Source organism: Chryseobacterium barbadense, assembly GCF_042849955.1.
Classification (GTDB): Bacteria; Bacteroidota; Bacteroidia; order Flavobacteriales; family Weeksellaceae; genus Chryseobacterium.
The window spans coordinates 18,089-44,955 of record NZ_BAAFHL010000005.1; the positions used below are offsets into that span (position 1 = coordinate 18,089).

Annotated in this window: 21 protein-coding genes and 1 riboswitch; of the genes, 4 read left to right on the forward strand and 17 right to left on the reverse strand. The window is 38.2% G+C overall.

Annotated elements, in window-relative coordinates; genetic code table 11:
• Positions 1–20 precede the first annotated feature (20 nt).
• The gene (locus ACGHIN_RS04275; RefSeq protein ID WP_390451105.1) at positions 21–536 is read left to right on the forward strand and encodes an NUDIX hydrolase; all 516 of its coding nucleotides are present in this window, start codon (positions 21–23) and stop codon (positions 534–536) included.
• Between the two features lie 174 nt (positions 537–710).
• On the opposite strand, the gene ACGHIN_RS04280 is transcribed toward ACGHIN_RS04275, so the two are convergent.
• The 8 genes from ACGHIN_RS04280 to ACGHIN_RS04315 form a co-directional block, all read right to left on the reverse strand.
• Entirely contained in the window at positions 711–1,169 is a 459-nt protein-coding gene (locus ACGHIN_RS04280; RefSeq protein WP_390451106.1) for a heme-binding domain-containing protein, read from the reverse strand.
• A gap of 1 nt (position 1,170) precedes the next feature.
• The gene (locus ACGHIN_RS04285; protein WP_390451107.1) at positions 1,171–2,955 is read right to left on the reverse strand and encodes an Ig-like domain-containing domain; all 1,785 of its coding nucleotides are present in this window, start codon (positions 2,953–2,955) and stop codon (positions 1,171–1,173) included.
• Between the two features lie 25 nt (positions 2,956–2,980).
• Complete coding sequence (locus ACGHIN_RS04290; protein WP_390451109.1) at positions 2,981–4,240, reverse strand: serine hydrolase domain-containing protein; 1,260 nt, start codon at positions 4,238–4,240, stop codon at positions 2,981–2,983.
• Positions 4,241–4,436: 196 nt separating this feature from the next.
• The gene (locus tag ACGHIN_RS04295) at positions 4,437–5,366 is read right to left on the reverse strand and encodes a 2-hydroxyacid dehydrogenase (RefSeq protein WP_390451111.1); all 930 of its coding nucleotides are present in this window, start codon (positions 5,364–5,366) and stop codon (positions 4,437–4,439) included.
• 117 nt (positions 5,367–5,483) lie between these two features.
• A complete protein-coding gene (locus tag ACGHIN_RS04300; RefSeq protein ID WP_390451113.1) occupies positions 5,484–6,005 on the reverse strand; it encodes an acyl-CoA thioesterase in 522 nt (173 codons plus the stop codon).
• On the reverse strand, positions 5,993–6,742 hold the full coding sequence (locus tag ACGHIN_RS04305; protein ID WP_390451115.1) for an HU domain-containing protein: 750 nt from the start codon (positions 6,740–6,742) through the stop codon (positions 5,993–5,995). Before ACGHIN_RS04305 ends, ACGHIN_RS04300 begins: the two co-directional genes overlap by 13 nt.
• Before the next feature lie 138 nt (positions 6,743–6,880).
• Positions 6,881–8,998: a TonB-dependent receptor gene (locus ACGHIN_RS04310; protein ID WP_390451117.1), complete on the reverse strand. Its 2,118-nt coding sequence runs from the start codon at positions 8,996–8,998 to the stop codon at positions 6,881–6,883.
• Positions 8,999–9,248: 250 nt separating this feature from the next.
• Entirely contained in the window at positions 9,249–10,013 is a 765-nt protein-coding gene (locus tag ACGHIN_RS04315; protein ID WP_390451119.1) for a WG repeat-containing protein, read from the reverse strand.
• A gap of 266 nt (positions 10,014–10,279) precedes the next feature.
• Between ACGHIN_RS04315 and ACGHIN_RS04320 the strand changes: the two genes are divergently transcribed.
• From ACGHIN_RS04320 to ACGHIN_RS04330, 3 genes are all read left to right on the forward strand, one after another.
• The gene (locus ACGHIN_RS04320; RefSeq protein WP_390451120.1) at positions 10,280–13,060 is read left to right on the forward strand and encodes a bifunctional aconitate hydratase 2/2-methylisocitrate dehydratase; all 2,781 of its coding nucleotides are present in this window, start codon (positions 10,280–10,282) and stop codon (positions 13,058–13,060) included.
• 49 nt (positions 13,061–13,109) lie between these two features.
• Positions 13,110–15,377 carry an aconitate hydratase gene (locus ACGHIN_RS04325; RefSeq protein ID WP_390451122.1) on the forward strand — a complete coding sequence of 756 codons (2,268 nt, stop codon included), beginning with the start codon at positions 13,110–13,112 and terminating at the stop codon, positions 15,375–15,377.
• A 223-nt stretch (positions 15,378–15,600) separates the two neighbouring features.
• Positions 15,601–17,802, forward strand: a complete 2,202-nt coding sequence (locus ACGHIN_RS04330) for an outer membrane beta-barrel protein (protein WP_390451124.1) — start codon at positions 15,601–15,603, stop codon at positions 17,800–17,802.
• Positions 17,803–17,939: 137 nt separating this feature from the next.
• On the opposite strand, the gene ACGHIN_RS04335 is transcribed toward ACGHIN_RS04330, so the two are convergent.
• The 9 genes from ACGHIN_RS04335 to ACGHIN_RS04375 all read right to left on the reverse strand — a co-directional run bounded on the left by ACGHIN_RS04335 (position 17,940) and on the right by ACGHIN_RS04375 (position 26,835).
• The gene (locus ACGHIN_RS04335; RefSeq protein ID WP_390451126.1) at positions 17,940–18,650 is read right to left on the reverse strand and encodes a HesA/MoeB/ThiF family protein; all 711 of its coding nucleotides are present in this window, start codon (positions 18,648–18,650) and stop codon (positions 17,940–17,942) included.
• A gap of 21 nt (positions 18,651–18,671) precedes the next feature.
• Entirely contained in the window at positions 18,672–19,790 is a 1,119-nt protein-coding gene (thiH, locus tag ACGHIN_RS04340) for a 2-iminoacetate synthase ThiH (protein WP_390451128.1), read from the reverse strand.
• Positions 19,791–19,799: 9 nt separating this feature from the next.
• A complete protein-coding gene (locus ACGHIN_RS04345) occupies positions 19,800–20,576 on the reverse strand; it encodes a thiazole synthase (RefSeq protein WP_390451130.1) in 777 nt (258 codons plus the stop codon).
• A complete protein-coding gene (thiE, locus tag ACGHIN_RS04350; protein ID WP_390451132.1) occupies positions 20,573–21,187 on the reverse strand; it encodes a thiamine phosphate synthase in 615 nt (204 codons plus the stop codon). Before thiE ends, ACGHIN_RS04345 begins: the two co-directional genes overlap by 4 nt.
• A gap of 2 nt (positions 21,188–21,189) precedes the next feature.
• Entirely contained in the window at positions 21,190–21,930 is a 741-nt protein-coding gene (locus ACGHIN_RS04355) for a hydroxymethylpyrimidine/phosphomethylpyrimidine kinase (RefSeq protein WP_390451133.1), read from the reverse strand.
• Entirely contained in the window at positions 21,903–22,490 is a 588-nt protein-coding gene (locus ACGHIN_RS04360) for a thiamine phosphate synthase (protein ID WP_390451135.1), read from the reverse strand. Before ACGHIN_RS04360 ends, ACGHIN_RS04355 begins: the two co-directional genes overlap by 28 nt.
• The gene (thiC, locus tag ACGHIN_RS04365) at positions 22,487–24,298 is read right to left on the reverse strand and encodes a phosphomethylpyrimidine synthase ThiC (protein ID WP_390451136.1); all 1,812 of its coding nucleotides are present in this window, start codon (positions 24,296–24,298) and stop codon (positions 22,487–22,489) included. Before thiC ends, ACGHIN_RS04360 begins: the two co-directional genes overlap by 4 nt.
• Before the next feature lie 24 nt (positions 24,299–24,322).
• Positions 24,323–24,529 (reverse strand): sulfur carrier protein ThiS, encoded by a 207-nt coding sequence (gene thiS / locus ACGHIN_RS04370; protein WP_390451138.1) that lies wholly within the window; start codon positions 24,527–24,529, stop codon positions 24,323–24,325.
• A gap of 59 nt (positions 24,530–24,588) precedes the next feature.
• A riboswitch (TPP riboswitch) is annotated at positions 24,589–24,686 on the reverse strand.
• A 103-nt stretch (positions 24,687–24,789) separates the two neighbouring features.
• Complete coding sequence (locus ACGHIN_RS04375; protein ID WP_390451140.1) at positions 24,790–26,835, reverse strand: Ig-like domain-containing protein; 2,046 nt, start codon at positions 26,833–26,835, stop codon at positions 24,790–24,792.
• Positions 26,836–26,867 lie beyond the last annotated feature (32 nt).

Below are 26,867 nucleotides of genomic sequence, written 5' to 3' on the forward strand. Positions count from 1 at the left end.
GAAAAAATAATTATATCCAGATGAAATTATTGAAATATTGCCCCAGTTGTGGCAAAGAATCTTTACATTGGGACGGCGAAAAGAAATGGAGCTGTCCCAATTGTAATTTTACCCTTTATAATAATGTTGCCGGCGCCGTTGCTGTTGTGATACGATGCGGCGATGAAGTATACCTTACAAGAAGAAACAGGGATCCTAAAAAAGGCAAACTGGACCTGGCAGGAGGATTTGTTGATCCGAAAGAAACTGCAGAAGAAACCTGCAAAAGGGAACTTTTTGAAGAACTCCAACTGGATATTGATATTTCAAATTTAAAATATTTAACAAGCTTACCCAACATTTACCAATATAAAGAGATCGATTATAATACGATTGATCTTTTTTATGAATATAAGGTGGACGAAAAGTTTGAAGTGAATCTTGACCTTTCTGAGATCTCACAGGCTATTTGGATACCTTTAAAGGAGCTGAATCCGGATGATATTGCATTTGATTCCCAGAAGAGGTTTTTTGAGGAGTATTTGAAGAGCATATAATTTATTCCCACGGATTTCACAGATGGACCCAGATGTTTATGAATATGAATACTGTGATAACTTGTGAAATTGGTGGGATTTTTATTTTTTTCGCTGATTTTGCAGATGACGCAGATGTTACTTCATATGATATTTGTGTAAATTCGTGAAGTCTGCGGGCACTATATTTTAAGATTAGTAGTCCTTAGATTTTAGGATTTCCTGAAAATAATTGATCAGCAATGTTCTTTCCGCTTCAGTAAGATTAGCTTCTTGATGATACACTACATAACCAGGCATTGGCATTGTCTTATTCTGAATGGTCTGAATGGATTTCGTAAGCATATTGGTTTTTAAATCTTTGTTGTAAGTCTCCCAGACAGAGAAATTAAGGTGTTCCCGACCTTCATTGATATGGCTTTTCACAGACCACGAAACAGGTGCGATATATGCATATTTCGGGTAAATGGTTTCATCTGAATGACAATCGTAACATGCTCCTTTAATTAACCGCTTAATCTTCTCCGGTGTCTTTTTCGAATCCGTGAAATTAATTTTATGATTCAAAGGCTTATTTACCCTATCTACAGGGATAAACTGTATGATTGCAAAGCCAGCCAGACTCCAGAATACAATTTGTTTAAGATTTTTCATCCTATTTCACAGGCGTCAAGAGGGGCTTCTCTGACCTTACATTATTATTCAAATTGGGTGATTGCAAAGGTTTATCCAGAGTTCTGCCAGGCTGGGACTGGATATTAGACTTAGGAGTATTATTATTAGGAGTCGCACCTTTAGGGCTTTCCAACGTTCTTGTATCCTTCAAATCCCAACTCTCAACAGAATCCCATAATGGTCTTACAATAGCAATTTTATAGAAGACATAAGAATCTTCCGCAAAGGTTTCGTTTGCAAAATCAGCTTCATCCCAATACTTATTATCATTATTATCTACCAGGATCCTAACAATATATTCTGCAGGCTTAACAATATCAAACTTGACATTCTCTCCTTTTGTATATTTCTGATACTGAACTTTTTCCGATGAATCCAACAACTGAATCCAATAGTTCGAGGATGGTGCATTCTGAAGCGTAAAAGCTAAGCTTCCATAATTTTCTACTTTGTCAAATTCAAAATCAAAACGCTTGGAAACGGAATTTTTAGCATAGAATGAAGAGATCGTTTCTTTAGGCACGGTAAGCTGATATTTTTTTCCTGCAACAAAGTCAGACTGTATCAGAATCTGGTACGGATTGGTTTCTGAGATTTTGGCCGTAAACTGCTGGGTTGTTAAGCTATCACTTTTAAGCACCCATTTTTCTGTATTTATTTTATCAATAATATAGGTGGAAGTGATCTTGAAATCAGATTTCGGAGGTAATACGCCTGCTTCCCTGTTTTCAATATCCATTGCATTTTTAGCATTGTACTTATAAAACAACGATGCATTATAAAGCGTATCTTTCTTTTGGCCTGCGTTATATCCGAACTTTAAATTCTCTGTGGTTGTCTGCCCCACATCACTTTTTACGGCATCAAACCAAATATTCACAGTATCCGATTTCGGGCGGTGGGTTACTTTAATATCTTTAAGTTTGTCATTCAGGGAAACCACTTTTACGTTCTCAGGTTTTCCTTCAAAAATCATGGTTATGCCACCCGGAGATTCTTTCATTTCTAAATATTTCACAGGCTTCTTGGATGGATAAACCTTTAAATTCAACCCTGAAATAGATTTCTCTAAATCTACGGTCTCTTTCTGAAAGCCAATCTTTTCTTTTCCCGGATCATACATGGAATTCCCGTTTTCATCTTCAAAAGCTAGGATCTTATATTTTCCCTTTGACAAATAATTGAGCTCATAATATCCATCATCATCAACTTTTGTAATATAATAAGGCTTCTCTCTATAATTGATAGTATCTTTAACCTGATACAAGCCTACTACAAGTTTGTTATCTGTATTTGTCGTCTGCTTTTTAATCGCAAGCGCATCTTTGATTTCCCCACTGATGTATAGATCATCTAATTTTTCTCCCGTTGAAAAAGCAAAGTTGAAATAACGCAGAATATTAGCTTCATTATTGTCTGCAATTGCATTTCCAAAATTGAAGTTATAGGTGGTATTAGCCTGCAATGTATCTTCCCATTGGATCAGAATATATTTATTGGCAATATTGGAAGGAAGGATACGCTTCATCTTCTTGATGGGCGGAGAAATATTCAGGTTTTTATTGATGTCTTTCAGGGTAATATATTCATCAAAATCAAGGCGCAATTCTTTGATATCTCTCGGAACATTTACTCTTGTTGTATCAATATTAGAGCTTAAGAACTTAGGCGCCAAAGAATCTTTAGGACCTCCTACGGGGGATCCTACCCTTGCACAAGACTGTACAAGAAAAACGATAATGAATAATAGAAAAAGTTTTTTCATGAAGATGTTTGAGCAAAAGTAAACATTATTCTCCAAAAACTTCATGTTCACTTTTCAGAGAATCCTGACGATCATTCATGATGCTATGTAGTTTATCTTTCTGTACAGGAAAATTTTCAAAAAGTCCTGATAGCGCAAGTGCGGTGTAGACTCTATTGGAGTATTTATTCCCAATCGCCACAATTGTTACCTTTGATTTCAGCAAATGAGCAAAAACGGCATTGGTCCCGTGCCACCAACCGTTATGATAGGTCAGCTTTTCTCCATTATCGAAGATTTTCATCCTGAACCCCAGTCCATAATTATTCACCCCCGCTTTTTCATTGCTATAAGGCGTAAATACCATTTCCATAAGATCCGGGTTCAGAAAGTCTTTTGAAAACATGGCCTTGGAAAAATTATATAAATCTCTTGGAGTAGTGTATACATTTTTATCACCATAAATAAGGTCCAACCTGTCTAAAGGGTACAAACGGTTCCCTCCGTAATAAAAAGATTGTGCCGCAGTAGAGATATCTTTTTCCTGAAAAACATAGCTGTCATTCATTTTAAGCGGCGTAAAAACCATTTCTTTCATTGCCTCGGGAAAAGGCATTTTGGTTACTTTTTCTATCAATAAGGCCAATAGGGCAAAATTGGTATTACAATACATAAAACCTGTGTCTGTATCCCTGGCTAATTCAGGTTTGTATTGGATGATCATATTCAGAATATCCTGATTCGTCAGATACGGCTTTGAAAGTTCCGCAGGGGCAGGCTGAATCTTGGTAATAAAATATTCGTACTTAGGAAGCCCGCTTCTTTGATCCAACAAAGTCTGAACCGTAACATTCGGATATGGGAAACCCGGAAAATATTTTGAAAGGTTATCCGTTAATTTGATCTTTCCTGCCTCCACCAGCTTCATCATGGCCATTGCCGTTAACGTTTTGGAAACCGAAGCTACGTGTAGCGGTGTAGTTTTGCCGATTGGCATCTGGTTTCCTTCCCTTCCGAAGCCTCTGTAATTTTCATACAGGATCTCATCCCCTTTTGCCACTAATATTCCACCGCTCAGATCACTCCCTTCCCAGATGGTTTTATAATATTTGTCGATAAAACGAACAATGGAATCTTTATTCGAAAGATTGTTATCTGATTTTGTAAATACTTTATCCAGCTCCACATTTCCGAAATTGGGAAGCTGAGTGGCTGCAGCTACGGATTCATTCGATTCGGATTTATTTTTACAGGAAAAAAGGAATATAATTGCGGTTACAACCAGCGCAAGATTAAGCTTCTTCATGAGTTCAAAAAAATGAGCAGCAATTTAATAAAACTCAAAATAAATAGTAAATAGTTCGTATGACATTATGAATTATTTAACATAAAAAGGATTACGCTTCAAAATGTGACAAGCTGAAAAGAGCTAAGAAAGCTAAGAAATACCTAAGTAAAACTAACGAATGAAACTTATCTTTCTCTGCTTCTAGCTTTCTTTACTAACCATATGACGCTATAATTTTATCTACGATCACCTGAGCCAGCTTTTCTTTGCTCTGATGGGTCCATCCGGCAATATGAGGTGTTACAATGACCTTCTCAGAATCCAAAAGAAATTTCAGATCATCATTTTCCGTTTCCAGGTGTTCAAATGAAGATTTTTCATATTCCAAAACATCAAGACAGGCTCCTTTTACTTTCCCGGCCTTCAACCCCTCAACTAAATATTTAGTTTCTACATTTTTTCCTCTTGCCGTATTGATGAAATAGAAGTTATTTTTCATTTCTGCAATGAATTTTTCATCGATTAGATAGTGAGTTTCGGCGGTCAAAGGTATGTGCAGACTTATAATATCGGCCCTGCTTTTTAATTCTTCCAATGTAACCTGAGTGGCAAATTCATCCGAAAGATCGGGAAGAATATCATGGAAAATCACATTGCAACCAAATCCGGAAAATCTCTTGGCCGTAGCTTTTCCCATATTTCCGTACCCGATAAGTCCCACCGTTTTTCCCAATAGTTCATCTCCTCTGTTCTCTTCACGTTTCCAGATGCCATTTTTTACTTCCTGCGAAGCGATAAAAAGGCGGTTCATCAGGATCAATAACATTCCCACTACATGTTCTGCTACAGAATCCCTGTTTCCTTCCGGCGAATTGATCAATTGGATACCCAATTCTTGAGCTGCTTTCACATCAATATTTTCCATACCGGCTCCCACTCTCGCAATAAATTTCAGATTTTTGCCCTTTTCTAAAAAGTTTCTATCTAAAGGAATACGGCTTCTGATGATAATTCCGTCATAATTTTCAATGCTATCACAGACCTCATCATAGGAAGAAGTAAAATCCTCTTCCAGCATAAAGCTTTTGGCTAAAAGCTGTTCTGTAATAAGAGGATGGTTTTTATCTAAAAGAAGAATTTTCATTTTTACTTTAAACGCAAAGTCTACAAAGATTCATGATAAGCTGCTTTTTTTAAAGTTCGCAAGAGCTTTAGCACTTAGCAAAGACTATTCATGAAGTTGTCTAAACTTGTATTTGGATTAGCTAGGCTCCTGGAAAAGTTTTTTAAGCTCTACAGATTCCAAAGGCTTCATTCTTCCGGAAAGGATCAACGAGAGCTCTTTCCTACGGAAAGCAGCATCAAATCTGGATTTTTCCTCCTCCGTTTCAGGAACCATTTCCGGGATCGGAATAGGACGGTTGAATTCATCTACTGCAACAAAAGTATAGATTCCTTCATTGGTATGGATTTTCTTCTGATTGATTGGGTCATCCAACCAAACATCCACATAAACCTCCATGGAAGTTGAAAATGCTCTTGACACTTTTGACTCCAAAACCACAACTCCGCCTTCCGGAATCGGATGATTAAAGGAAACGTGGTTCACAGAAGCAGTTACCACTCTTCTCTCGCAATGTCTTGCAGCGGAAATGGAAGCACATCTGTCCATTTTCGCTAAAAGCTCACCTCCGAAAAGGTTTCTTAAAGAGTTTGTCTCGTTAGGAAGTACAATATTGGTCATAATAGTCAGAGATTCTGACGCTGTTTTTACTTTTGCCATTTATTAATCTTAGTGTTTTTGGATATCTGGTTTCCGGCACCTTTTTTTGCGACAGGTACTACTGCTGAATCTTTTTTCAAAGAATCAGACATTTTCATCTGTGCGGAATCTTTTTTAATTTTTACTGTATCTTTTACGATCCTGTGCGTTTTGGTCTGTACGGAAATAGTATCGAAAGATTTTTTTCCGAATAGGAGCTCCTGCTGTGTGTAGGCTAAACAAACAAGCCCTAAGGCAGGGATAATGAAAAGAAAGGCCCACAGAATTGACTTATTGAACCGGTAATCTTCTTCTACATTCTTTTTCCCGGGAATTCCGGTTGTATTAATATCTGAAATCCTGATTTCTTCCAATCCGTAATAATCCGGATGATCCATCTGTAAGCGGTTTCCCTTGAAATGAGTATCACCATCTTCAATGTAAATGGTCCCCAGATTCTGGATTTCCAACAACAGATCTGCCTGAAGTCTTTTCTTCCAGAAATCAGTCTGAATTAACAGTTCGTTTTTCACAGACTCTGTTGAAGTTTGTTTCTGATCGCTTATAAATGACACCAGTTCATCAGATTGCACTTCATAATCGGAAGTAAAAGCGATCTGACTGGAAGGAGGAAGTATACTCCCGTTTTCCGTATTGATGATCGCTTTGGAATTTTCCAGATGAAACACACCAAAACCCGGAACTGTAACAGTACCAAATTGTTTCAGATATTCGAGAATGTAAGCCGAAATATTCATTTGGCAGCAAATTTAAAACTTTTTCATGACTTTTTATGACATTCTTGCCATGAAAAAAAGACTGTCGAAACAGTCTTTGATAAAAATTTAATCTAACTTCTATTTTACTATTTGAAATATAAAATATCTGTTGTATTGTTATTGGATTTTCCAGCTGATCCCGAACATGAAATTTGTTCCGGCCTGTGAAAAATAGTAAGGCGCTCCATCCCAAACCGCTCCATTATTGACATATTTTTTATTGAACAGGTTATTGACCAATAATTTTAATGCTACATCGTTATTGGCAATTTTGAACTGATACTGAGCATTAAAATCCGTAAGGAAATAATCTTTCAACTGAAGTTCCTTATTCTCCGTATTATCCAAATATTGTTTTCCAACATACTGATTCATCAAGGCAAACTGGAAATTTTTAGTCGGATTAAACTTTAATCCCAGATTTGCGATCACATCCGGAGAAAAGGACGTCTGTGTATTTCCCAGATCTTTAACTCCTGTTTCATCTTCGATTTTAAAATCCAGGTTCCTGTTCTGGCTCAAAGTCAAATTTCCTGAAACTTCCCATTGTTTGGAAAGCTTGGCCAATGCACCCACCTCAATTCCTCTTCTGTAGCTTTTCCCGGAATTGGCCCTGATAAACGCCCCTACGTTATTAAGCTCTCCTGTTAAAACCAACTGGTTCACATAATACATATAATACAGATTGGCTGTTAAAGATACTATTCCGAACTGCTTTTCAATTCCGGCTTCAAAGTCGTGAAGTTTTTCAGCTTCCGTATCATTATTGGCAAACAAATCATCTCTATTCGGTTCACGATGAGCATGTGCATAGGAAATAAATACCTTTCCTTTTCCTATATTATAATTGATTCCGGCTTTTGGATTGAAAAATAACCAGTTTTTATCTAAATCCGCTCCTTCGTCATCTCCTTGTGTGATGATCTTCGTATCGTAATCAATATGTCTAAGCTGTAAATCTCCGAAGAATTCAAATTTATTTATCCTGATCAAAGCCTTTGCAAATCCGGCAGCTTCATTTTTCACAGAACGGTTTCTGTAATATTCATGTTCGTCTATTTCCGGATAAAAAACACCCGTCACATTTCCGAAATGCCTTCCGTAATATTGATTGGCAACGACTCCGAAATTAAGATCCAGATGATCAAACTTTCCGTAAAGCGTGGAAACCAATCCGTAGAAATCATTATCCAGCCATTTTTTTCTGATAAAATCTGAATATTCTATTGTTTGTCCACCCTCAATAATATCTGGTAAATTATATCTTGAAAAAGGATCTCCCTGTTTGTAGTTTTCATAATATCCTTTCCCTTTGGTATAATGCAACGTGGTTTCTAAATTCCAGTTTCCACTGATCCCTTGCTCCCAAAACAGCTGATAATGGTTTTGCCTGTAATTATCCGTTTCATTATCATAAAATCCAACGATATTTTCCCAATTGGCATCATAAATAGCCCCGGAAATATTGAATTTCGGATCAGTCTCCCATCTTTCCCTATCAATTCCGTTCCAAGCCTGATAGGTTTTCTCTTTCCCTCCAAAAGCCATCAAACGAAGTTTTGTTTTTCCTTCTTCGAACAATGCGGTAAAATTATAAGAATGCAGATCAGAAGAAGCCCTGTCTATATATCCGTCAGAATGAATATGGGTATATCTTCCCATTACGGAAAGTCTGTCTTTCCAGAATTTTCCCGAACCTGCTTCTGCGGAATATTTGTAGGTATTGAATGATCCGTAACTGTCATCCGTTTTAAAATAAAACTTCTCTTCCGGTTCCTTAGAAATCACATTAATACTTGCTCCGAATGCAGAAACTCCATTATTGGAAGTTCCTACCCCTCTTTGAATAAGAATTTGAGAAGCAGAACTTGTTAAATCCGGTACATTCACAAAAAAAGTACCCTGACTTTCGGAATCGTTGTATGGAACACCGTTCATCATAACATTAATTCCGCTTCCACCTACACCACGGATTCTAAAACCTGTATATCCAATTCCGTTTCCTGCATCGGATGTGGAAATAATAGAAGTTTGATTTTTCAGAAGTATGGGTAAGTCCTGTCCAAGATTTCTGCTGTCTACATCTCTTTGAACATTGATAATCTCTTTAGCTACAGGAAGTCTTTTGGTAAAATTAATCGCTTCAATTTCCCTGATCTTCAGAGAATCCGTACCCTGAGTCTGGGCAAAAATCATAGAGCTGGCGGTAAGCCCTAAAAAAACAAATCCTTTCATTCTATAAATTTTAAAATTTAATGAATAAAAGGGGCGATTATGATATAATTGATCAGTAATGAATGATAATTGATGCTTATCAGACCATCTATCAATTATTTTAAATGTATCCCTAAACAGCATTACCCGTTCAGGTTCATCGGGTATAATCTCAGCCTGTTACAGCACCCCTTTATTTCAGCCGCAAAATTACGAAAAATATTTGATTTCGGGAAACCAATAGTTTTGCCTTTATGACCTAAGATCAGGTTTAGTATGCTTTATTCTTGGCATCAATATAATAATAGTTCTGTCCGTCTTTGGTTACTTCAAACATTTTGCCCAATTTCCAGCTGAAGTTTCTTTTAATGTTGGAATATTCAAAAGGAATGATCACTTTATTATTCACATCAATCACTCCGAACTTATCATTATGAGACGCTACGATCATCGGGTTGGAAATATCATCCCCTTCCATAATATGCAAATACTGATATTGAGGATAAATCTGATAATCCCTGTAATCTGCGGCATTGACGAATTTTGCAGGCTCAATGATTCCGTAAAATCCATTTAAAATATAAGCCTGATATTGCTGTTTCTTATATTCACTTTTACATTTTCCCAGGTCGGAAGTTTTGTATTGATAAACCTTTTTTCCTGCCTGATTGATCCTGTAAGAGATCATATCTTTTTCTACCGTCGCATACTGCTTTGTTCCAAACTTTCTTATTTTTTCGTTCGGGGAATTCAAAAGATTACAGTCTTCCGCAAAGAAAACAGCAATATGATATTCTGGCTGAATAATAAATTTCCCTTTCTGATTGATGTACCCGAACTGGTCATCTTTTTTTTGAGGAATCAAAACAGGAACCTCTTCATTGATGCGAATCAGATCCGGATTTGGTTTGGGTGCCGGGCTTTTTTTAACAGTCGTTTTAGCAATCGTTTTTACCGGTAATTTCTTCACAGATTTGGTCTGCGAAAAAATTAAAATCGAAATTAAAGTCAATAAAAATCCAAACGTCTTTTTCATATTCATCATTTGCCTGCAAAAATACGACCAAAATAGAAAATATAAAAATCATATTTATAAAGAATCTAAATAATTTCATCTTTATAAAATAGTAAAATTTCGTAATTTTGGGATCATTTTTGATTGGTTGATGATTTCGAAAAGCCCATTTATAATCACTTGGAACAGAATATTATCCCACAATTAAAAAGTGTAGATTATACTGACTTTAATACTTACTAACCACGGTCTTATATTCTACTTAAATTGAAAAGATTTCTATTATTATGAACATTTATAAGGATTACATCAAAGAAATTGAAGAAAGAAAAACCCAGGGGCTTCATCCAAAGCCGATTGATGGTGCTGAATTATTAAGCGAAATTATTGCGCAAATTAAAGATTCAGGTAATGAACACAGGGCCGATTCTCTTAAATTTTTTATTTACAATACTTTGCCCGGGACTACAAGTGCTGCCGGTGTAAAAGCTCAATTTTTAAAAGAAATTATTCTTGGTGAATCCATAGTAGAAGAAATATCGCCGGTTTTTGCTTTCGAATTGTTATCTCATATGAAAGGAGGTAAATCCATCGAAGTATTATTAGATCTGGCTTTAGGTAATGATGCGGGAATTGCTAAACAGGCAGCTGAAGTTCTTAAAACACAGGTTTTCCTTTATGAAGCGGACACCAACCGTTTGAAGGAGGCATTCAATAGCGGTAACGAAATCGCAAAAGAAATCCTTGAAAGCTATGCCAAAGCTGAATTCTTTACCAAACTTCCGGAAGTTGCTGAAGAAATTAAAGTGGTTACTTTCATCGCTGGTGAAGGAGATATTTCTACAGATTTGCTTTCTCCGGGTAACCAGGCGCATTCAAGATCAGACCGTGAATTGCATGGGAAATGTATGATTACGCCTCAGGCACAGGAAGAGATCAAAGCTCTACAGGCACAACATCCTGATGCGAGCGTAATGCTTATCGCTGAAAAAGGAACAATGGGGGTAGGTTCATCCAGAATGTCCGGAGTAAACAACGTGGCTCTTTGGACGGGTAAACAAGCAAGCCCTTACGTACCATTCGTAAATATCGCTCCAATTGTTGGAGGAACCAACGGCATTTCTCCGATTTTCCTTACAACAGTGGATGTTACCGGAGGTATCGGTATCGACCTTAAAAACTGGGTAAAGAAAGTGGACGAAAACGGAAACCCTGTTCTTAATGAAAATGGCGAAGTTGTTCTTGAGGAGGCTTATTCGGTAGCTACAGGAACAGTTCTTACGATCAATACAAAAAAGAAAAAGTTATATAACGGAGATAAAGAATTGATTGACCTTGCGAAGTCCTTTACTCCGCAAAAGATGGAATTCATCAGAGCAGGCGGTTCTTACGCCATCGTCTTTGGTAAAAAATTACAAACATTCGCAGCTAAAGTTTTAGGAATTCAAGCTCCGGTTGTTTTTGCTCCATCAAAAGAAATTTCCCACGAAGGACAAGGTTTGACTGCTGTTGAAAAAATCTTCAACAGAAATGCCGTTGGAACAACTCCGGGAAAAGTATTACATGCCGGTTCTGATGTTCGTGTACAGGTAAATATCGTCGGTTCTCAGGACACAACAGGTCTGATGACCGCACAGGAACTGGAATCAATGGCGGCAACGGTAATTTCTCCTGTCGTGGATGGTGCTTATCAATCAGGATGCCACACCGCTTCAGTATGGGATAAAAAAGCACAGGCCAATATTCCTAAATTAATGAAATTCATGAACGATTTCGGTTTGATCACGGCTCGTGACCCGAAAGGTGAATACCACTCAATGACTGACGTTATTCACAAAGTTCTTAACGATATTACGGTAGACGAATGGGCGATTATCATTGGTGGTGACTCTCATACGAGAATGTCTAAAGGAGTTGCTTTCGGAGCCGATTCCGGGACCGTTGCTCTTGCATTAGCTACAGGAGAAGCATCTATGCCAATCCCTGAATCTGTAAAAGTAACGTTCAAAGGAAACATGAAAGAACACATGGATTTCCGTGACGTGGTTCATGCTACTCAGGCTCAGATGTTGAAGCAGTTTGGCGGAGAGAATGTATTCCAGGGCAGAATCATTGAGGTTCATATCGGAACACTTCCAGCTGATCAGGCGTTTACCTTTACAGACTGGACTGCAGAAATGAAAGCTAAAGCTTCCATTTGTATTTCTCAGGATGAAACCTTAATCGAATCTTTAGAAATTGCTAAAGAAAGAATCCAGATTATGATCGATAAGGGCATGGATAATAAAAACCAGGTTCTTCAAGGATTGATCAATAAAGCAGATAAGAGAATTGCAGAAATCAGATCCGGAGAAAAACCAGCTTTAACTCCTGATGCCAATGCTAAATATTATGCTGAAGTAGTGGTTGATCTTGATGAGATCGTAGAACCGATGATTGCAGACCCGGATGTAAATAACGAAGATGTTTCCAAACGATATACTCACGATACCATCAGAGATCTTTCTTATTATAAAGGAGAGAAAAAAGTAGATCTTGGATTTGTGGGATCTTGTATGGTCCACAAAGGAGATTTGAAAATTGTTTCTCAAATGCTCAGAAACCTTGAAAAACAGCAAGGCAAAGTGGAATTCAATGCTCCGCTTGTTGTTGCAGCACCAACTTATAACATCATCGATGAATTAAAAGCAGAAGGAGACTGGGATCTGTTACAAAAGTATTCTGGCTTCGAATTTGATGATAATGCTCCTAAAGGAGAAGCCCGTGTTGAATACAAAAATATGATGTATCTTGAACGTCCAGGCTGTAACCTTTGTATGGGGAACCAGGAAAAAGCAGCCAAAGGAGACACCGTATTGGCAACCTCAACCCGTCTTTTCCAGGGAAGAGTAGTTGAAGATTCTGAGCGTAAGAAAGGAGAATCTTTATTAGCATCTACTCCTGTTGTGGTTCTGTCTGCCATCATTGGAAGAATCCCTAGTATAGATGAATACAAGACTGCTGTTGAAGGCATTGACCTGACTAAGTTTGCTCCGCCTATCAAGGAGCTCGTTCAGGTGGGTCACTAATGCTTCGGCTTGTCAATAATATAAAAGTAAACACATTAATTTAAGAGATATGACTTTTGATATTGATATGATCAAAAAAGTGTACGAGCGCTACCCTGAAAGAATTGCTGCGGCAAGACAAATCGTGGGAAAACCTCTTACCCTTTCAGAAAAAATCCTTTATACCCACCTTTGGGAAGGAAATGCTACACATGCATATGAAAGAGGAAACTCTTATGTAGATTTTGCACCAGACCGAGTAGCCATGCAGGATGCCACTGCGCAGATGGCTCTTTTACAATTCATGCAGGCCGGGAAAGCTAAAGTAGCGGTTCCTTCAACGGCTCATGCGGATCACCTGATCCAGGCAAAAGTAGGTGCTGATAAAGATTTACAAGAAGGTATCAACAAGAACTCCGAGGTTTTCAATTTCCTGAGTTCTGTTTGTGATAAATATGGAATCGGCTTCTGGAAGCCGGGAGCTGGAATCATTCATCAAGTGGTATTAGAGAACTATGCTTTCCCAGGAGGTATGATGATCGGTACCGACTCTCACACGGTAAATGCAGGTGGTTTAGGAATGGTAGCTATTGGTGTAGGAGGTGCTGATGCGGTTGATGTAATGGCCGGAATGGCATGGGAACTTAAAATGCCTAAGCTTATCGGGGTGAAATTGACCGGTAAGATGAATGGATGGACGTCTGCAAAAGATGTTATCCTGAAAGTAGCAGGAATCCTTACTGTAAAAGGCGGAACAGGGTGTATCATCGAATATTTTGGTGAAGGTGCTCAATCCCTTTCGGCAACAGGTAAAGGAACGATCTGTAACATGGGTGCTGAAGTAGGTGCTACTACCTCTACTTTCGGATATGATGATTCCATGAGAAGATATTTAGCGGCTACAGGAAGACAGGATGTAGTGGATGCTGCTGATGCAATTGCTGAACATTTAACGGGTGATGCTGAAGTATATGCTAACCCTGAACAATATTTTGACCAGGTTATTGAAATCAACCTTTCCGAACTGGCTCCTCACTTAAACGGTCCTTTCACTCCGGATTTGGCGACCCCTGTTTCTGAATTCAGAGCAAAAGCGGAAGCTAACGGATGGCCTTTAGAAGTTGAGTGGGCTTTGATCGGATCTTGTACCAACTCTTCTTATGAAGATTTATCAAGAGCCGCTTCTATTGTTGAAGATGCAGTAGCAAAAGGGGTTAAGCCAAAAGCAATCTTAGGAATCAACCCGGGTTCTGAACAGGTGAAATTTACGGCAGAAAGAGATGGTTTCTTAAATTCTTTCAGAAAATTCGAGAATGCAAGAATTTTTACCAATGCTTGTGGACCTTGTATCGGACAATGGGACAGAGAAGGTGCTGAAAAAGGAGAGAAAAACTCTATTATTCACTCTTTCAACAGAAACTTTGCGAAAAGAGCAGACGGAAACCCTAATACCCACGCATTTGTAGCCTCTCCCGAAATGGTAGCCGCTGTTGCGATCTCTGGAAGATTGGACTTTAACCCCATTACTGATACTTTAACTGCTGAGAACGGCGAGCAGGTAAAACTTGACGAACCTAAGGGTTCAGAATTACCGGCCAGAGGCTTTGCAGTAGAAGATAACGGATATCAGGCTCCATCTGAAGACGGTTCTTCAGTAGTGGTTAATGTAAGCCCAACTTCAGACAGACTTCAGCTATTAGAAGAATTCCCTGCCTGGGATGGTAAAAACATTGAAGGTGCTAAAGTACTGATCAAGGCTTTCGGAAAATGTACTACCGATCATATTTCCATGGCCGGACCATGGCTGAAATACAGAGGACATCTTGATAATATTTCCAATAATATGCTGATTGGTGCTGTAAATGCTTTCAATATGGAAACCAACCATGTTAAAAACCTATTAACAAATGAGTATGGTGAAGTTCCGGCTGTACAAAGAGCTTACAAAGCGGCAGGAGTGCCATCTATTGTAGTAGGTGACCAGAACTATGGAGAAGGCTCTTCAAGAGAGCACGCCGCCATGGAACCAAGACACCTTGGAGTGAAAGCAGTATTGGTAAAATCATTTGCAAGAATTCATGAAACCAACCTTAAGAAACAAGGTATGCTTGCATTAACTTTCGCCTATGAATCTGACTATGATAAAATTTTAGAAGACGATACAGTGAACTTCTTAGATTTAGATCAGTTTGCTCCAGGGAAACCGATGGCATTAGAGTTTGTACATGCTGATGGAACTAAAGATATCATCATCGCCAACCACACCTACAATGCTCAACAAATTGATTGGTTTAAAGCAGGTTCTGCATTGAACTTAATTAAATTACAAGAAAATTAATTGTTAGATTGATTAATCATAAAGAAGCAGCTTCGGTTTGAAGCTGCTTTTTCTTTATTGTAGTATATTCATTATATCACCCTTATATTCTGAATACGTAATGCATAGAAAACATTATTTTTAGAAATAGGAATTTATCAGAAGAATGTAACCGACAGGTATTTAAACCATGCTGTAACAAAACAGTTTTTTCTGCGTCTAACAGGGTGTAGTAAAAAACATTATGAAAAAAACAATTATTGCTTTATCTTTTTTAGGTTCTGTATCGATTTATGCTCAGGAAAAACCAGTAAAAGAAAAACAAATTGAAGGGGTAACCATCACTAAAACTAAAAAAGCCGTTGAACAAAAAGCAGACCGTACTATTTTCGACTTTTCCGAACAGCCACAGCTTAATAACGGAAATGTTCTGGAAGGTATTAAAAAATTACCCGGACTTATTTCTACGGATATTGCAGGAATGATGTACCAGGGGAAGGTTTTGGATGTATTTTTGAACGGAAGACCATTAAATATCACCTCCAATGAATTAAATTCTTTCCTGGAAGGAATGCCTGCCAATTCCGTAGACCGAATTGAAGTAATCACGCAGCCGGGAGCGGAATTTCCTGCGACTTCAGGCGGAGCAATCATGAATATCATTACAAATAAAAATGCGAATAAGTATTTAACGGCGACCTATTCCGGGAATTATTCGTTTACGAATTATGATGAATTCAGAAACAGAACTTCCAACTCCCTTAATCTGAATGCCAGAAACAAAATCTTCGGATGGCAGTTGAATATCGGACAAAATTATCGTGAAAGTAATCTGCGAACATTACAGGATATATTGCTAAGCAGCAATACAGACAGGATCGGAAGAGGATATTTTGCCAAATCGGGATTAACGTTTGATCTCGGGCAGGATCGTTTATTATTAAATTACGATATCTATCACAATAACAATGACAATTATACTGCGAGTAATGGTCTTGCGGATATTCCCATAGCGCCGGACACTTTCAGGGAGACTTTATTTGAAGCTTCCGATGCCGCCCATACTCATAGTTTGAGACAGGAAGCGGTAGTAACTTATCAGAAACGTTTTACAGATAAATCTCAAAAACTGGATTTCCAGTTTGGATATACAAAGTCTGACAGTAAATTTACCCAGGATAATTTCTTTCAACGAGGAATTTTCACGGATAATAATCAGGAATATTCCCTTCCGGGAACGAAGGGTCTTCTGGATAATAAAACAGATATGAGTATTGCCAATTTCAAAGTGGATTATTCTCAACCCATTAATATCCTTGATGGCGGAAAAGTAAGCTTAGGAGGGTTATATGAAAGACAGGATCTGGATACGGAGAGTAAAGGGTTAACAAATTTAGAATACCAAAGACAAACGGCTTCCACCTATTTGGAATTCCAGGCGAAATTGAAAAAGTTTGATTTCATTTTAGGTTCCCGTGCGGAAAATTATGATATTTCAGGGGTGACAAGAATTATGAAATCCGGAGCTGTTGTAGAAGGAAATTTAAGACCTTTCAACCGATTTAAATTGTTCCCGAATGCAAGTGTTCAGTATAACCTGATGAATCAGGTATATATAGCAGCAAACTATAACAAAAAGATCAACCTGCCAAGTATTTCTGCCTTAAACCCAAATAATGTGATTTTTGCGGGACCAAACACCCAGGTAACGGGTAATCCCAATCTACAGCCTACTATTTTTGATAATTATGAGTTGAAAATCTCTGCATTCGATTATGCATTTATCGGCTATAATGTAAGCGCTGCAAAAAATCAGGTGGCACAGATTATCAGAAAAAATGGTAAAAATCTGTCTAATGAACAGATTAATATTTCTAATATGAGAATCCATAATTTCAATGTGGGTCTTCCTGTTCCTTTTATGTTGTTCAGCAAACCATTGAGTGAGGTGATGAAGTTTAATTTCAATCCTGACAAGATCAACTTTATGTATATCTATGCAGGATATCAGAAACATGATATTGATAACCTGGATAACAAAGGGTTCTGGATTTTCAATATTATGACACAATTGATCTTACCTAAGGATATTAAGTTAACTGCAAATTATAGCTATCTGACTCCAAAAGCAGGGTATTTCTATTTTACTGCGGAAAAACCATTTAATAATTCTTTCGACCTTACATTGACAAAGAAGTTTATGGATAACCGTCTAACACTTTCTGTTTTTGCGAATGATATTTTCAACGGGCAGAAAATGCAGGTACGATCCAACCCGCCAACAGGTGAAAGTGTATTCATGAGCAATAAGTATGATACAAGAAACTTTGGTTTATCTATTAATTATAAGATCCCCACTAAAAATAAACTGGCTAAGGAAGATCCGAATATCTTAAACAGTACTAAAAAAGAGGAAAACGGAGGAGTTATGCAGCAAGGACAATAGTTTTTTTGATAATATTATCATCTTAGAACGGGCTAAAGTCCGTTCTTTTTTATTAACCACCCTGTCAAAAAATTCAGAATTCTTTGACACCCTCTAGAAGAGGGGAATTTTTGTTCGTGAAAGATTTTGGGACAGTATTAGAAATCGACAGTCTGGAACCTCCAGTTTAAGGTATCAATTAACGTAATTTGATTACCCTGCAAAGGAAGTTCAATGATTATTTTCAGAGTTAAATTAGCCATCATGCTCCCTACAATTCCCGGTAAAGATCCCAAAACACCTAGGCTGTCACAATCGGGAATATCTTCATCAAAAGGAGGTTCAGGAAAAAGATCTCTTAAATTTTTGCTTCCCTTATAATTAAATATCGCTACTTGTCCCGAAAATCCTAGAATACTTCCATACACTAACGGTTTATGCAACCTAACGCAGATATCATTGATTAAATACCTGGTTTTAAAATTGTCTGATCCATCTACAATCATATCAAATCGGGAAAGGATTTGCTCTGCATTGGAGGAATCAATTTTTTCTTCAATTCCTATGAAATTAATGTGATGATTAAGATTTTTCACAAACTTTTCTGCACTTCTTACCTTAGATGTTCCCACAGTTGTTTCATTATGAATGATCTGCCTGTTCAGGTTATGCAGCTCCACATCATCAAAATCCGCTACACCCAAAGTTCCCACTCCTGCGGCAGCCAGATATTGAATGACCGGGCTTCCCAATCCGCCGGCTCCTACTACCAGTACTTTTGCATTCATTATTTTTCTTTGTCCTTCCAAGCCAATTTCATCAATAAATATCTGCCGGCTGTATCGGGCAAAAATATCTTTGCTATCCATCGATTAATGGTTCATTTTAATTTAAAATCCACTGTATACCGAATCCCAGTCTTTCATTACCGGATCATAGCCGGATTTTTTAATAACATTTCTTATTTCTTCCATGCTTCTTTCATCGCTGGTCTCAAATTGCTCCAGAGATTCTGGGTCTACTGCATAACCACCCGGATTTGTTTTGGATGCTGCACTCATTGCTGTAGCTCCCAATGTGATAATGTTATTCCTAAACTTTTCGTTTTCTCTTGTTGAAATGGAAATTTCCAGGTCTTCATTCCAAATTCTGTAAGCGCAGATTAACTGAAGTAAATCTCTATCTTCCATGATAAAATTAGGCTCAATAATTCCTTCCGCAGGTCTGAGTCTTGGAAATGAAACAGAGAACCTGCTTTTCCAATACTGCCTTTGAAGATAATCAATGTGTAAGGCATTAAAAAAACTGTCTACACGCCAATCTTCCAATCCCAGTAAAACGCCTAATCCTATTTTATGAATTCCGGCTTTTCCAATTCTGTCCGGGGTTTCCAACCGGAAATGGAAATTCGATTTTTTTCCTTTAGGATGATATTCTTTATAAACTTCCTGATGATAGGTTTCCTGATATACCAAAACGGAATGTACTCCTTCTTTGTGAAGTTGGGAATATTCGTCTTCAGACAGAGGTTGAACTTCAATAGAAATATTCGCAAAATGGGGCTTCAATAAACGGACTGCATTCAGGAAATAGGAAATTCCCACCGTTTTATGAGCTTCTCCACTTACCAGTAAAACATGGTTGATTTCCATTGATTTTAGCACACTCGCTTCAATCATCAATTCCACATCAGAAAGAGTCTTCCGTTTTATTTTATTATCCAGGCTGAAGCCGCAATAGGTACAGATATTCTGGCATTCATTACTCAGATACAACGGTGCATACAGCTGAACGGTCTTTCCAAACCGCTTTTGTGTTATTGAACGTGTCAGATTCGCCATTAATTCTAACTTCTGAGCGGCAACAGGGGAAAGCAGGTTCAAAAAATCGTCTACTGTTTTATTCTTTTTTGACAGACTATATTCCACCTCAGATAAAGTTACTCTTTCAAGCTTGTGTTTTACCTCATCCCAATGATAGCGTTCAAAAATATCTTTAAAGCTTTTCATAGCATAAGATTAATCAAATAAGAAAGAGGTTAAAGGGCTTGATGCTTCCGCATGATCTGCGATAGCTCCCAATCCAGATTCAAAGGCTCTTCTCCCTGCAATTACCCCTTCTTTAAAAGCCAAAGCCATGCTTACCGGATTTTTTGCTATTGCAATTGCCGTGTTCACCAAGACTGCATCCGCTCCCATTTCCATTGCTTTTGCCGCATCTGAAGGAGCCCCGATTCCTGCATCCACTACTACCGGAACATTGGACTGGCTTATGATAATCTCCAGAAAATCTGATGTTCGCAGCCCTTTATTAGTCCCAATTGGAGCCCCTAATGGCATTACAACCGCTGTTCCCGCATCTTCCAGACGTTTGCATAAAACCGGATCGGCATGAATGTAAGGCATTACTACGAAACCTAGTTTAGCAAGCTCCTCCGTTGCATACAGGGTTTCTATAGGATCAGGCAATAAATATTTGGGATCCGGATGTATTTCCAGTTTTACCCAATTGGTTTCCAAAGCTTCTCTGGCTAGTTGCGCCGCCAATACGGCTTCTTTTGCGGTCCTTGCTCCTGAAGTGTTTGGCAGAAGATGAGTTTTTGTGGGTTTTAATGCGGAAAGTAAATCATCTTCAGAATCCTGTGAATCTATTCTTTTCAAAGCCATGGTTACCATATTGGTTCCTGAAGCGATGATAGATTCCGTCATTTCAGAAAGGTTTCCGAATTTCCCTGTTCCTAAAAACAATCTTGAATCGAAAGTTCTGTCGGCTATTATTAATTGTTGGTTTTTCATTTCAATACTTTTTTAAATTCATTAATAATGGAAGGCCGGGAGGTTAATTGCCCTGAAACGGCTACTCCGTAGATCCCGATCTGCTGTAATACCTCAATATCATTTATGGTAACGCCTCCTATTGCAAATATTTTAGGAATTTCCTGTGATCTATCTTTCAAGCACTCAATGATTTTCCGGTATCCATCAAATCCTAATATCGGGCTTAACTTTTCTTTGGTGGAAGTAAACCTCAGTGGACCCAAACCAATATAATCACACGACTCATTTATTCTTTGAAACACATCAGAAAGAGTATTGGCCGTTCCGCCGATGATTTTATTTTTCCCTAAAATTTGTCTTGCAATTTCAATGGACTGGTCTTTTAAACCCAAATGAACTCCATCCGCATCAATATCCTTTGCCAACTGAACATGATCATTTATGATACAAACGGCATTATATTCTGAACAAACCCATTTTGAAGTTTCGCAAAGCTCAACCAATTGATTTTCGGGAGCATTTTTCCAACGAACCTGTACCCATTTCACACCGTGATCCAAGGTTTTCCGGATATTGATTTCCTGTTCCTGCTTTGTATTCCCCTGTGATATATATTGTAATGTTTCCATAGTTAAGTTGAATGAAATCCTAATAAAGAAGGATTGCTTTTTAAAAATTGTTCGATATAGAGTTTGGCTTTTCTGCAGGAAACTTCTAAGCTTTCTCCTTGAGCCAGCCAGCTTGCAATAGCTGAAGAAAGCACACAACCGGAGCCATGCTTTGAAAAATATTCTGAAATTTCTTCATTGGGCTGTAGAGAGACTTCTCTTCCTTTATCTATTAAAACATCTACTCCTAATTGATCATCTCTGTGTCCTCCTTTGATGAGAATTGCACATTCATACTGATCCAAAAGATGGTTTTCTTCTAAAATCTTATATTCATTATAGTTGGGAGTGATTAAATCAATTTGATCCAAAACATTTTTCAAAAGAGAAAGCGTATTCACATCAAAGAAGGTAAACTCTGACGTGCTTTTCAATACAGGATCCCAAACAATTTTAACATTTGAGCTGTTTGCTCTAATTTTTTTTACAATTTCAGTAAGCATCATCGCATCTTTCACAACGCCTATTTTTACTACCCGGACGTGATATTTCTTGATTAAAACATCGATGGATTTCAAAATTCTGTCCAATAAGTGCCATTCCAGGCTTAAGCACTGAGATTCCGTTTGTAAGGTCATTGCTGTGCAAACCCCGAAACCCATCACCTGTAATTGTTCCATTGTTTTGATATCTGCCAATAAACCCGCCCCACCACTGGGGTCATATCCCGCAATGCTCATGACGAAAGGACGAACTGTTTGCATTTTCTGAATACATTTAGAGGTTGTTCATTTTCCCATATTGCGCCTAATAAAGCCACTCCGTCTGCTTTGCTTTCTAAGACTTTTTGAATATTATTTTCGTGTATTCCACCAAGGGCGATCAATTTCACATCAGGGTTATTCCGATGTTTAATATCCTCCAAAACCGTTGCATCTTCTCCATATCCTTTTTTGGAAATGCTGGGAAAAACCGGACTTACGAATGAATATTCCCATTCCTTTTCTAATTTGTTGTATGCCGTCATATTATGAACTGATGTTGAAAGAATTTGGCCATTGAATTGACTAATGCATCTTTCCAACCTGTCTTTTTCCCTGATATGAAATCTGGAAATATGATATTCTTTTCCCAAATCGTAATGATTATGTAATACCAACTGAGCATGGTATGACGAATCTATCCCATCCAGAAAATTTTTCATTTTTTCATTATTAATAAAAGGTTTTCTGATATGAAGCAAATCCAAGCCTTCCTGAAAAAGTTGATCTATGGTTTCAATTTCATTCGGAATAATTTGTTCAGGAGTGATAACAATGATCATATATAAATTTCTTTACCTTTTTCTATAAATTCCTGTGATTTATCTTGCATTCCTTTTTCCGCAGATTCACGGATTTCCTGAGTAATCTTCATGGAGCAGAATTTCGGGCCGCACATAGAACAGAAATGAGCGATCTTTGCTCCTTCGGCAGGAAGTGTTTCATCATGATAAGCTCTTGCCGTATCCGGATCCAATGACAGATTGAACTGATCTTCCCATCTGAATTCAAATCTGGCTTTGCTTAAAGCGTTATCCCTGTATTGCGCACCGGGATGTCCTTTTGCTAAGTCTGCAGCATGTGCCGCTAACTTATAAGTGATTACCCCGTCTTTCACATCTTTTTTATTGGGAAGTCCTAAATGCTCTTTTGGAGTTACATAGCAAAGCATCGCACATCCGAACCATCCGATCATGGCCGCCCCTATTCCTGAGGTAATGTGATCATAACCCGGAGCAATATCCGTGGTTAGAGGCCCTAAAGTATAGAATGGTGCTTCATGACATTCTTTCAATTGCTTATCCATGTTTTCTTTGATCATATGCATCGGAACGTGACCTGGTCCTTCGATCATCACCTGTACATTATGTTTCCACGCTATTTTTGTCAGTTCTCCCAGTGTTTCCAATTCTGCAAACTGGGCTGCATCATTCGCATCTGCGATGGAACCGGGACGAAGCCCATCCCCCAGAGAAAAAGCAACATCATATCTTTTCATGATCTCACATATTTCTTCGAAATGGGTGTATAAAAAGTTTTCTTTATGGTGGTATAAACACCATTTTGCCATAATGGAACCTCCTCTGGAAACAATACCCGTTACCCGATTAGCCGTTAAATGAATATACCGTAGTAAAACCCCTGCATGAATGGTAAAGTAGGAAACTCCCTGCTCTGCCTGTTCAATCAAAGTATCTTTAAAAATTTCCCAGGTAAGATTTTCCGGAACTCCTTTTACTTTTTCCAACGCCTGATAAATAGGAACTGTCCCGATAGGAACCGGGCTGTTCCTGATGATCCATTCCCTTGTTTCATGGATGTTTTTCCCTGTCGACAAATCCATAATGGTGTCTGCTCCCCAACGACAGGCCCATACTGCTTTTTCCACTTCTTCATCAATGCTTGAAGATACAGCACTGTTTCCTATATTCGCATTGATCTTCACCAGAAAATTCCTGCCAATAATCATCGGCTCACTTTCAGGATGGTTGATATTATTTGGGATGATGGCTCTTCCTGCTGCGATTTCATCTCTTACAAATTCAGGAGTTATTTTATTTTTCGGGGTATGGGCTCCGAAACTGTTTCCTGCATGTTGAAATGCCATCTCTTTGGAAACAGAACCCAGCTGTTCTATACGCTGGTTTTCCCTGATCGCCACATATTCCATTTCGGGAGTAATGATTCCCTGTTTCGCATAGTAAAGTTGGGTAATTTCTTTTCCTTCAGCAGCAATTTTAGGTTTATGGTCATATGCAAAGCGCAGTTCATCAAGTTTTGGATCTGCTAATCTGGCTCTTCCATATTCTGATGAGATCCCATCTAAAATATTTACATCTTGTCTGTCCAGAATCCATTGTTCCCTAATCCTTGGAAGCCCTTTTAAAATATCGATTTTTGCATTTTCATCGGTATAGGGTCCTGAAGTATCGTAAACCGTAACGGGCGGATTTTCTTCCAGTGTCCCATTGGTAAGTCTCGTTGGACTAAGCTGTATTTCACGCATTGCAACATTGATAGGATATATATTTCCTTCAACGTAAATTTTCTTTGAGTTCGGAAATGGCGAACATGTGATTGAATGAGCCATAAATATTGGTTTATATATGAGAATTTATCCACCCTGGGTGGCAGTAATAATTAAAATTGAATCATGATCTTTGAGAAGTGTCACCGCCCATTCTGACTGGGGAACAATACGGTTGTTGAGCGCTACTGCGATTCCTTTTTTCCTTCCGGAAGCTTCAATAGCCATTAACGCTTCCAGGTTTTCCGGAAATTCATGAAATGTTTTTCGGGTGTGGTTGATTATAAGTTCCATTCCTAAATTTTTATTGATACACTTTAGGAATGGCTCATATTGTACAATAGAATGTACAGCAAAAGTCATTTACTTTTCCCTACGCTGGTATAATCCAGATCAGGTTCAAAGGGTAAAGTCTCAGTCTGTTGGTCAACAGACACCCCTAAAGTATGGGACGAAGTTAGGTATTTTTTCAGAATGCACAAAATTCATATTTCCGAAAAACAAAAAGTCCGGAGATCGTAGACCTCCGGACGCATTATTTTCTGATTTAAAATTTATTGCTTGATTGCTTTTACATTACTGATGTTTCCATCTTTCAGCATCAGGTTAAGAATATACAGCCCTGATTTCAAATCACCCAGATTGATTTCTTTAGAAGTTACATTTTCAATGGTTTTAACCCTTCTTCCTGAAGCGTCAAGTACCTGAATAGATTTTATTTTTTCAATATCTGTAATGGTTACTACATCCCTGAACGGATTTGGATATATCTTCATCTGATCTTTGGCATTCGTTTCGGAAGTTGCCAAACAACCTGTGGCATCCACTGTTGCTGTTACTTGCTGACGAGAAGATTCTCCACAACCGCTAGTAAAACTCAAATTATAAAAATAGAAGTAATACGCAGGGTAGTTGGTAAAAGTAGTTCCGGTAATCACCAATTCTGGTGTAGAATATGGAAAAGTTGCACCCGCTGAGTTTCTGTATAAATTTGCTCCTCCGGACCTTCTCATCGAATAATTGCCTGCAGGTAAATATATATTCAATGTTATTGTCTGTGGGGTTGCATTTCCTGCACCTGTTGTTACAAAAGGTATTATACCCACTGGTGCTCCGGATGCATCAAGTATTTCAATGGTCCCGGTTTGATTAGCTGTGCCTGAAAATATGTCAACTGTTTTTAATGTTAAAGGTGTATTTACTGTAAATAATAGATCCCAGGCGGTGTTTGTATTATTACTTGCTCCTAAACTGGCAGGTGTAGCAGGTCCGACATTTTTGGTAGTCCCAATATTTGAAGCAGCCACCCAATAGTGGGTTGTAGTAGTAAGAGCTGGTGTAGTGTAGGTGTTTCCGGTGCCTATAAGATTACCTCCCGTGGCAGCATCATACCATTTTACATCTGCATTTACTTCTGCCGTTGCCGATAAGGTTGCAGTACTATTCGGGCATACTGTAGCACCGGCTGTTGTTAATATCGCAGGTGGCTGACAAAGCGTTTGAATAGACAAAGCCACCGGAGTCCAGCCACTTGTATTTCCGGCTCCGCAATTAGATCTCACCCAGACATGGTACAATGTTGCGGGAGCTAATAAATTAATTGTTACAGATGTCCCAGAAATATTAGGATTTGTTGGGGTTGTGGTATTTATCGGCGGAGTATTGGAAGTACTGTAATATACATCATAAGTGCTTGGTAAAGGTGTAGGACCTGCCCAGTTAACCGTAATTGAGTTTGTCGTGGATGAAGACGTTGTTATAGTAGGTGCGAAACAGGTAGGCGGAGTCCATGTATAGGTAAGCCCAGCCGGAGGCATACCAGAAACAGCCGTTGCAGAAGTGCTGTAAGCCTGAGTACTTGTATTGGCAGTTCCGGGATTAGAACTGGCAAAAGCTAATGAACTTGCATTCAAACGGTTATTATAATCATTGTTTGTTGCTCCGCGGAGGCCTATTTGTGCACTCCCTGAAACCGTTGAGGTTCCTGCTAGATATGATCCCGAATTATATGTTGTGATAATTTCATTGGACGTTTCTTTTAAACGGATTTGAAAAGAAAAAGCATACACTGTTGTTGTACTTGTACTATAGCTGGGTCTAAAATTAGTCCATTGGATTACCATTTCTCTGTTGGGAGCTATTCCTAAAGTTTCCCATCTTATATCTCCCGTAGTATTATTAATGTTAAACATCGTATTCAGAGCTCTTCCCCAAGCTGAAACTGCACCACCCCAGTTTTCAGTTCCGCTTATTGGTGTATTGTCTATTGGATCATCTGTTCCACCAAAAGAAATATAACCATTAGAGGCTACTTTCAGATCATTATAAATCTTGCCATTAAAATTAAAAGGAAATGGCATGGTAACAGGATATGAGACATTATACAAGCTGGCTGCACCTGAGTTTGCTGTAGCTGTTCCTAAGACAGTTCCTCCTGTAATAGCTGTAAAAGTACCTGTAGATTGAGCAAACGAGTAGGATTTTACCTGAGCATTCATTAATGAAAATGATCCTGATAACAGCAGAAAACAAAATACTATTGCTATTAAATAGCTCTTATTGGAATTTTTGAAAATTCTTGAATTATAAAATTGCTTCATAGGGGATAATTTGAAATACAATATATGAAAAT

Coding starts and splice junctions, on each gene's coding strand:
- ACGHIN_RS04290 (WP_390451109.1), bottom strand. CDS start 4,240: ATGAAGAAGCTTAATCTTGCGCTGGTTGTAACCGCAATTATATTCCTT.
- ACGHIN_RS04375 (WP_390451140.1), bottom strand. CDS start 26,835: ATGAAGCAATTTTATAATTCAAGAATTTTCAAAAATTCCAATAAGAGC.
- ACGHIN_RS04305 (WP_390451115.1), bottom strand. CDS start 6,742: ATGAATATTTCGGCTTACATTCTCGAATATCTGAAACAATTTGGTACT.
- ACGHIN_RS04320 (WP_390451120.1), top strand. CDS start 10,280: ATGAACATTTATAAGGATTACATCAAAGAAATTGAAGAAAGAAAAACC.
- ACGHIN_RS04345 (WP_390451130.1), bottom strand. CDS start 20,576: ATGAAAAACCAACAATTAATAATAGCCGACAGAACTTTCGATTCAAGA.
- ACGHIN_RS04300 (WP_390451113.1), bottom strand. CDS start 6,005: ATGGCAAAAGTAAAAACAGCGTCAGAATCTCTGACTATTATGACCAAT.
- thiC (WP_390451136.1), bottom strand. CDS start 24,298: ATGGCTCATTCAATCACATGTTCGCCATTTCCGAACTCAAAGAAAATT.
- ACGHIN_RS04295 (WP_390451111.1), bottom strand. CDS start 5,366: ATGAAAATTCTTCTTTTAGATAAAAACCATCCTCTTATTACAGAACAG.
- ACGHIN_RS04310 (WP_390451117.1), bottom strand. CDS start 8,998: ATGAAAGGATTTGTTTTTTTAGGGCTTACCGCCAGCTCTATGATTTTT.
- thiS (WP_390451138.1), bottom strand. CDS start 24,529: ATGGAACTTATAATCAACCACACCCGAAAAACATTTCATGAATTTCCG.
- thiH (WP_390451128.1), bottom strand. CDS start 19,790: ATGAAAAGCTTTAAAGATATTTTTGAACGCTATCATTGGGATGAGGTA.
- ACGHIN_RS04360 (WP_390451135.1), bottom strand. CDS start 22,490: ATGATCATTGTTATCACTCCTGAACAAATTATTCCGAATGAAATTGAA.
- ACGHIN_RS04285 (WP_390451107.1), bottom strand. CDS start 2,955: ATGAAAAAACTTTTTCTATTATTCATTATCGTTTTTCTTGTACAGTCT.
- ACGHIN_RS04330 (WP_390451124.1), top strand. CDS start 15,601: ATGAAAAAAACAATTATTGCTTTATCTTTTTTAGGTTCTGTATCGATT.
- thiE (WP_390451132.1), bottom strand. CDS start 21,187: ATGGAAACATTACAATATATATCACAGGGGAATACAAAGCAGGAACAG.
- ACGHIN_RS04280 (WP_390451106.1), bottom strand. CDS start 1,169: ATGAAAAATCTTAAACAAATTGTATTCTGGAGTCTGGCTGGCTTTGCA.
- ACGHIN_RS04275 (WP_390451105.1), top strand. CDS start 21: ATGAAATTATTGAAATATTGCCCCAGTTGTGGCAAAGAATCTTTACAT.
- ACGHIN_RS04355 (WP_390451133.1), bottom strand. CDS start 21,930: ATGCAAACAGTTCGTCCTTTCGTCATGAGCATTGCGGGATATGACCCC.
- ACGHIN_RS04335 (WP_390451126.1), bottom strand. CDS start 18,650: ATGGATAGCAAAGATATTTTTGCCCGATACAGCCGGCAGATATTTATT.
- ACGHIN_RS04315 (WP_390451119.1), bottom strand. CDS start 10,013: ATGAAAAAGACGTTTGGATTTTTATTGACTTTAATTTCGATTTTAATT.
- ACGHIN_RS04325 (WP_390451122.1), top strand. CDS start 13,110: ATGACTTTTGATATTGATATGATCAAAAAAGTGTACGAGCGCTACCCT.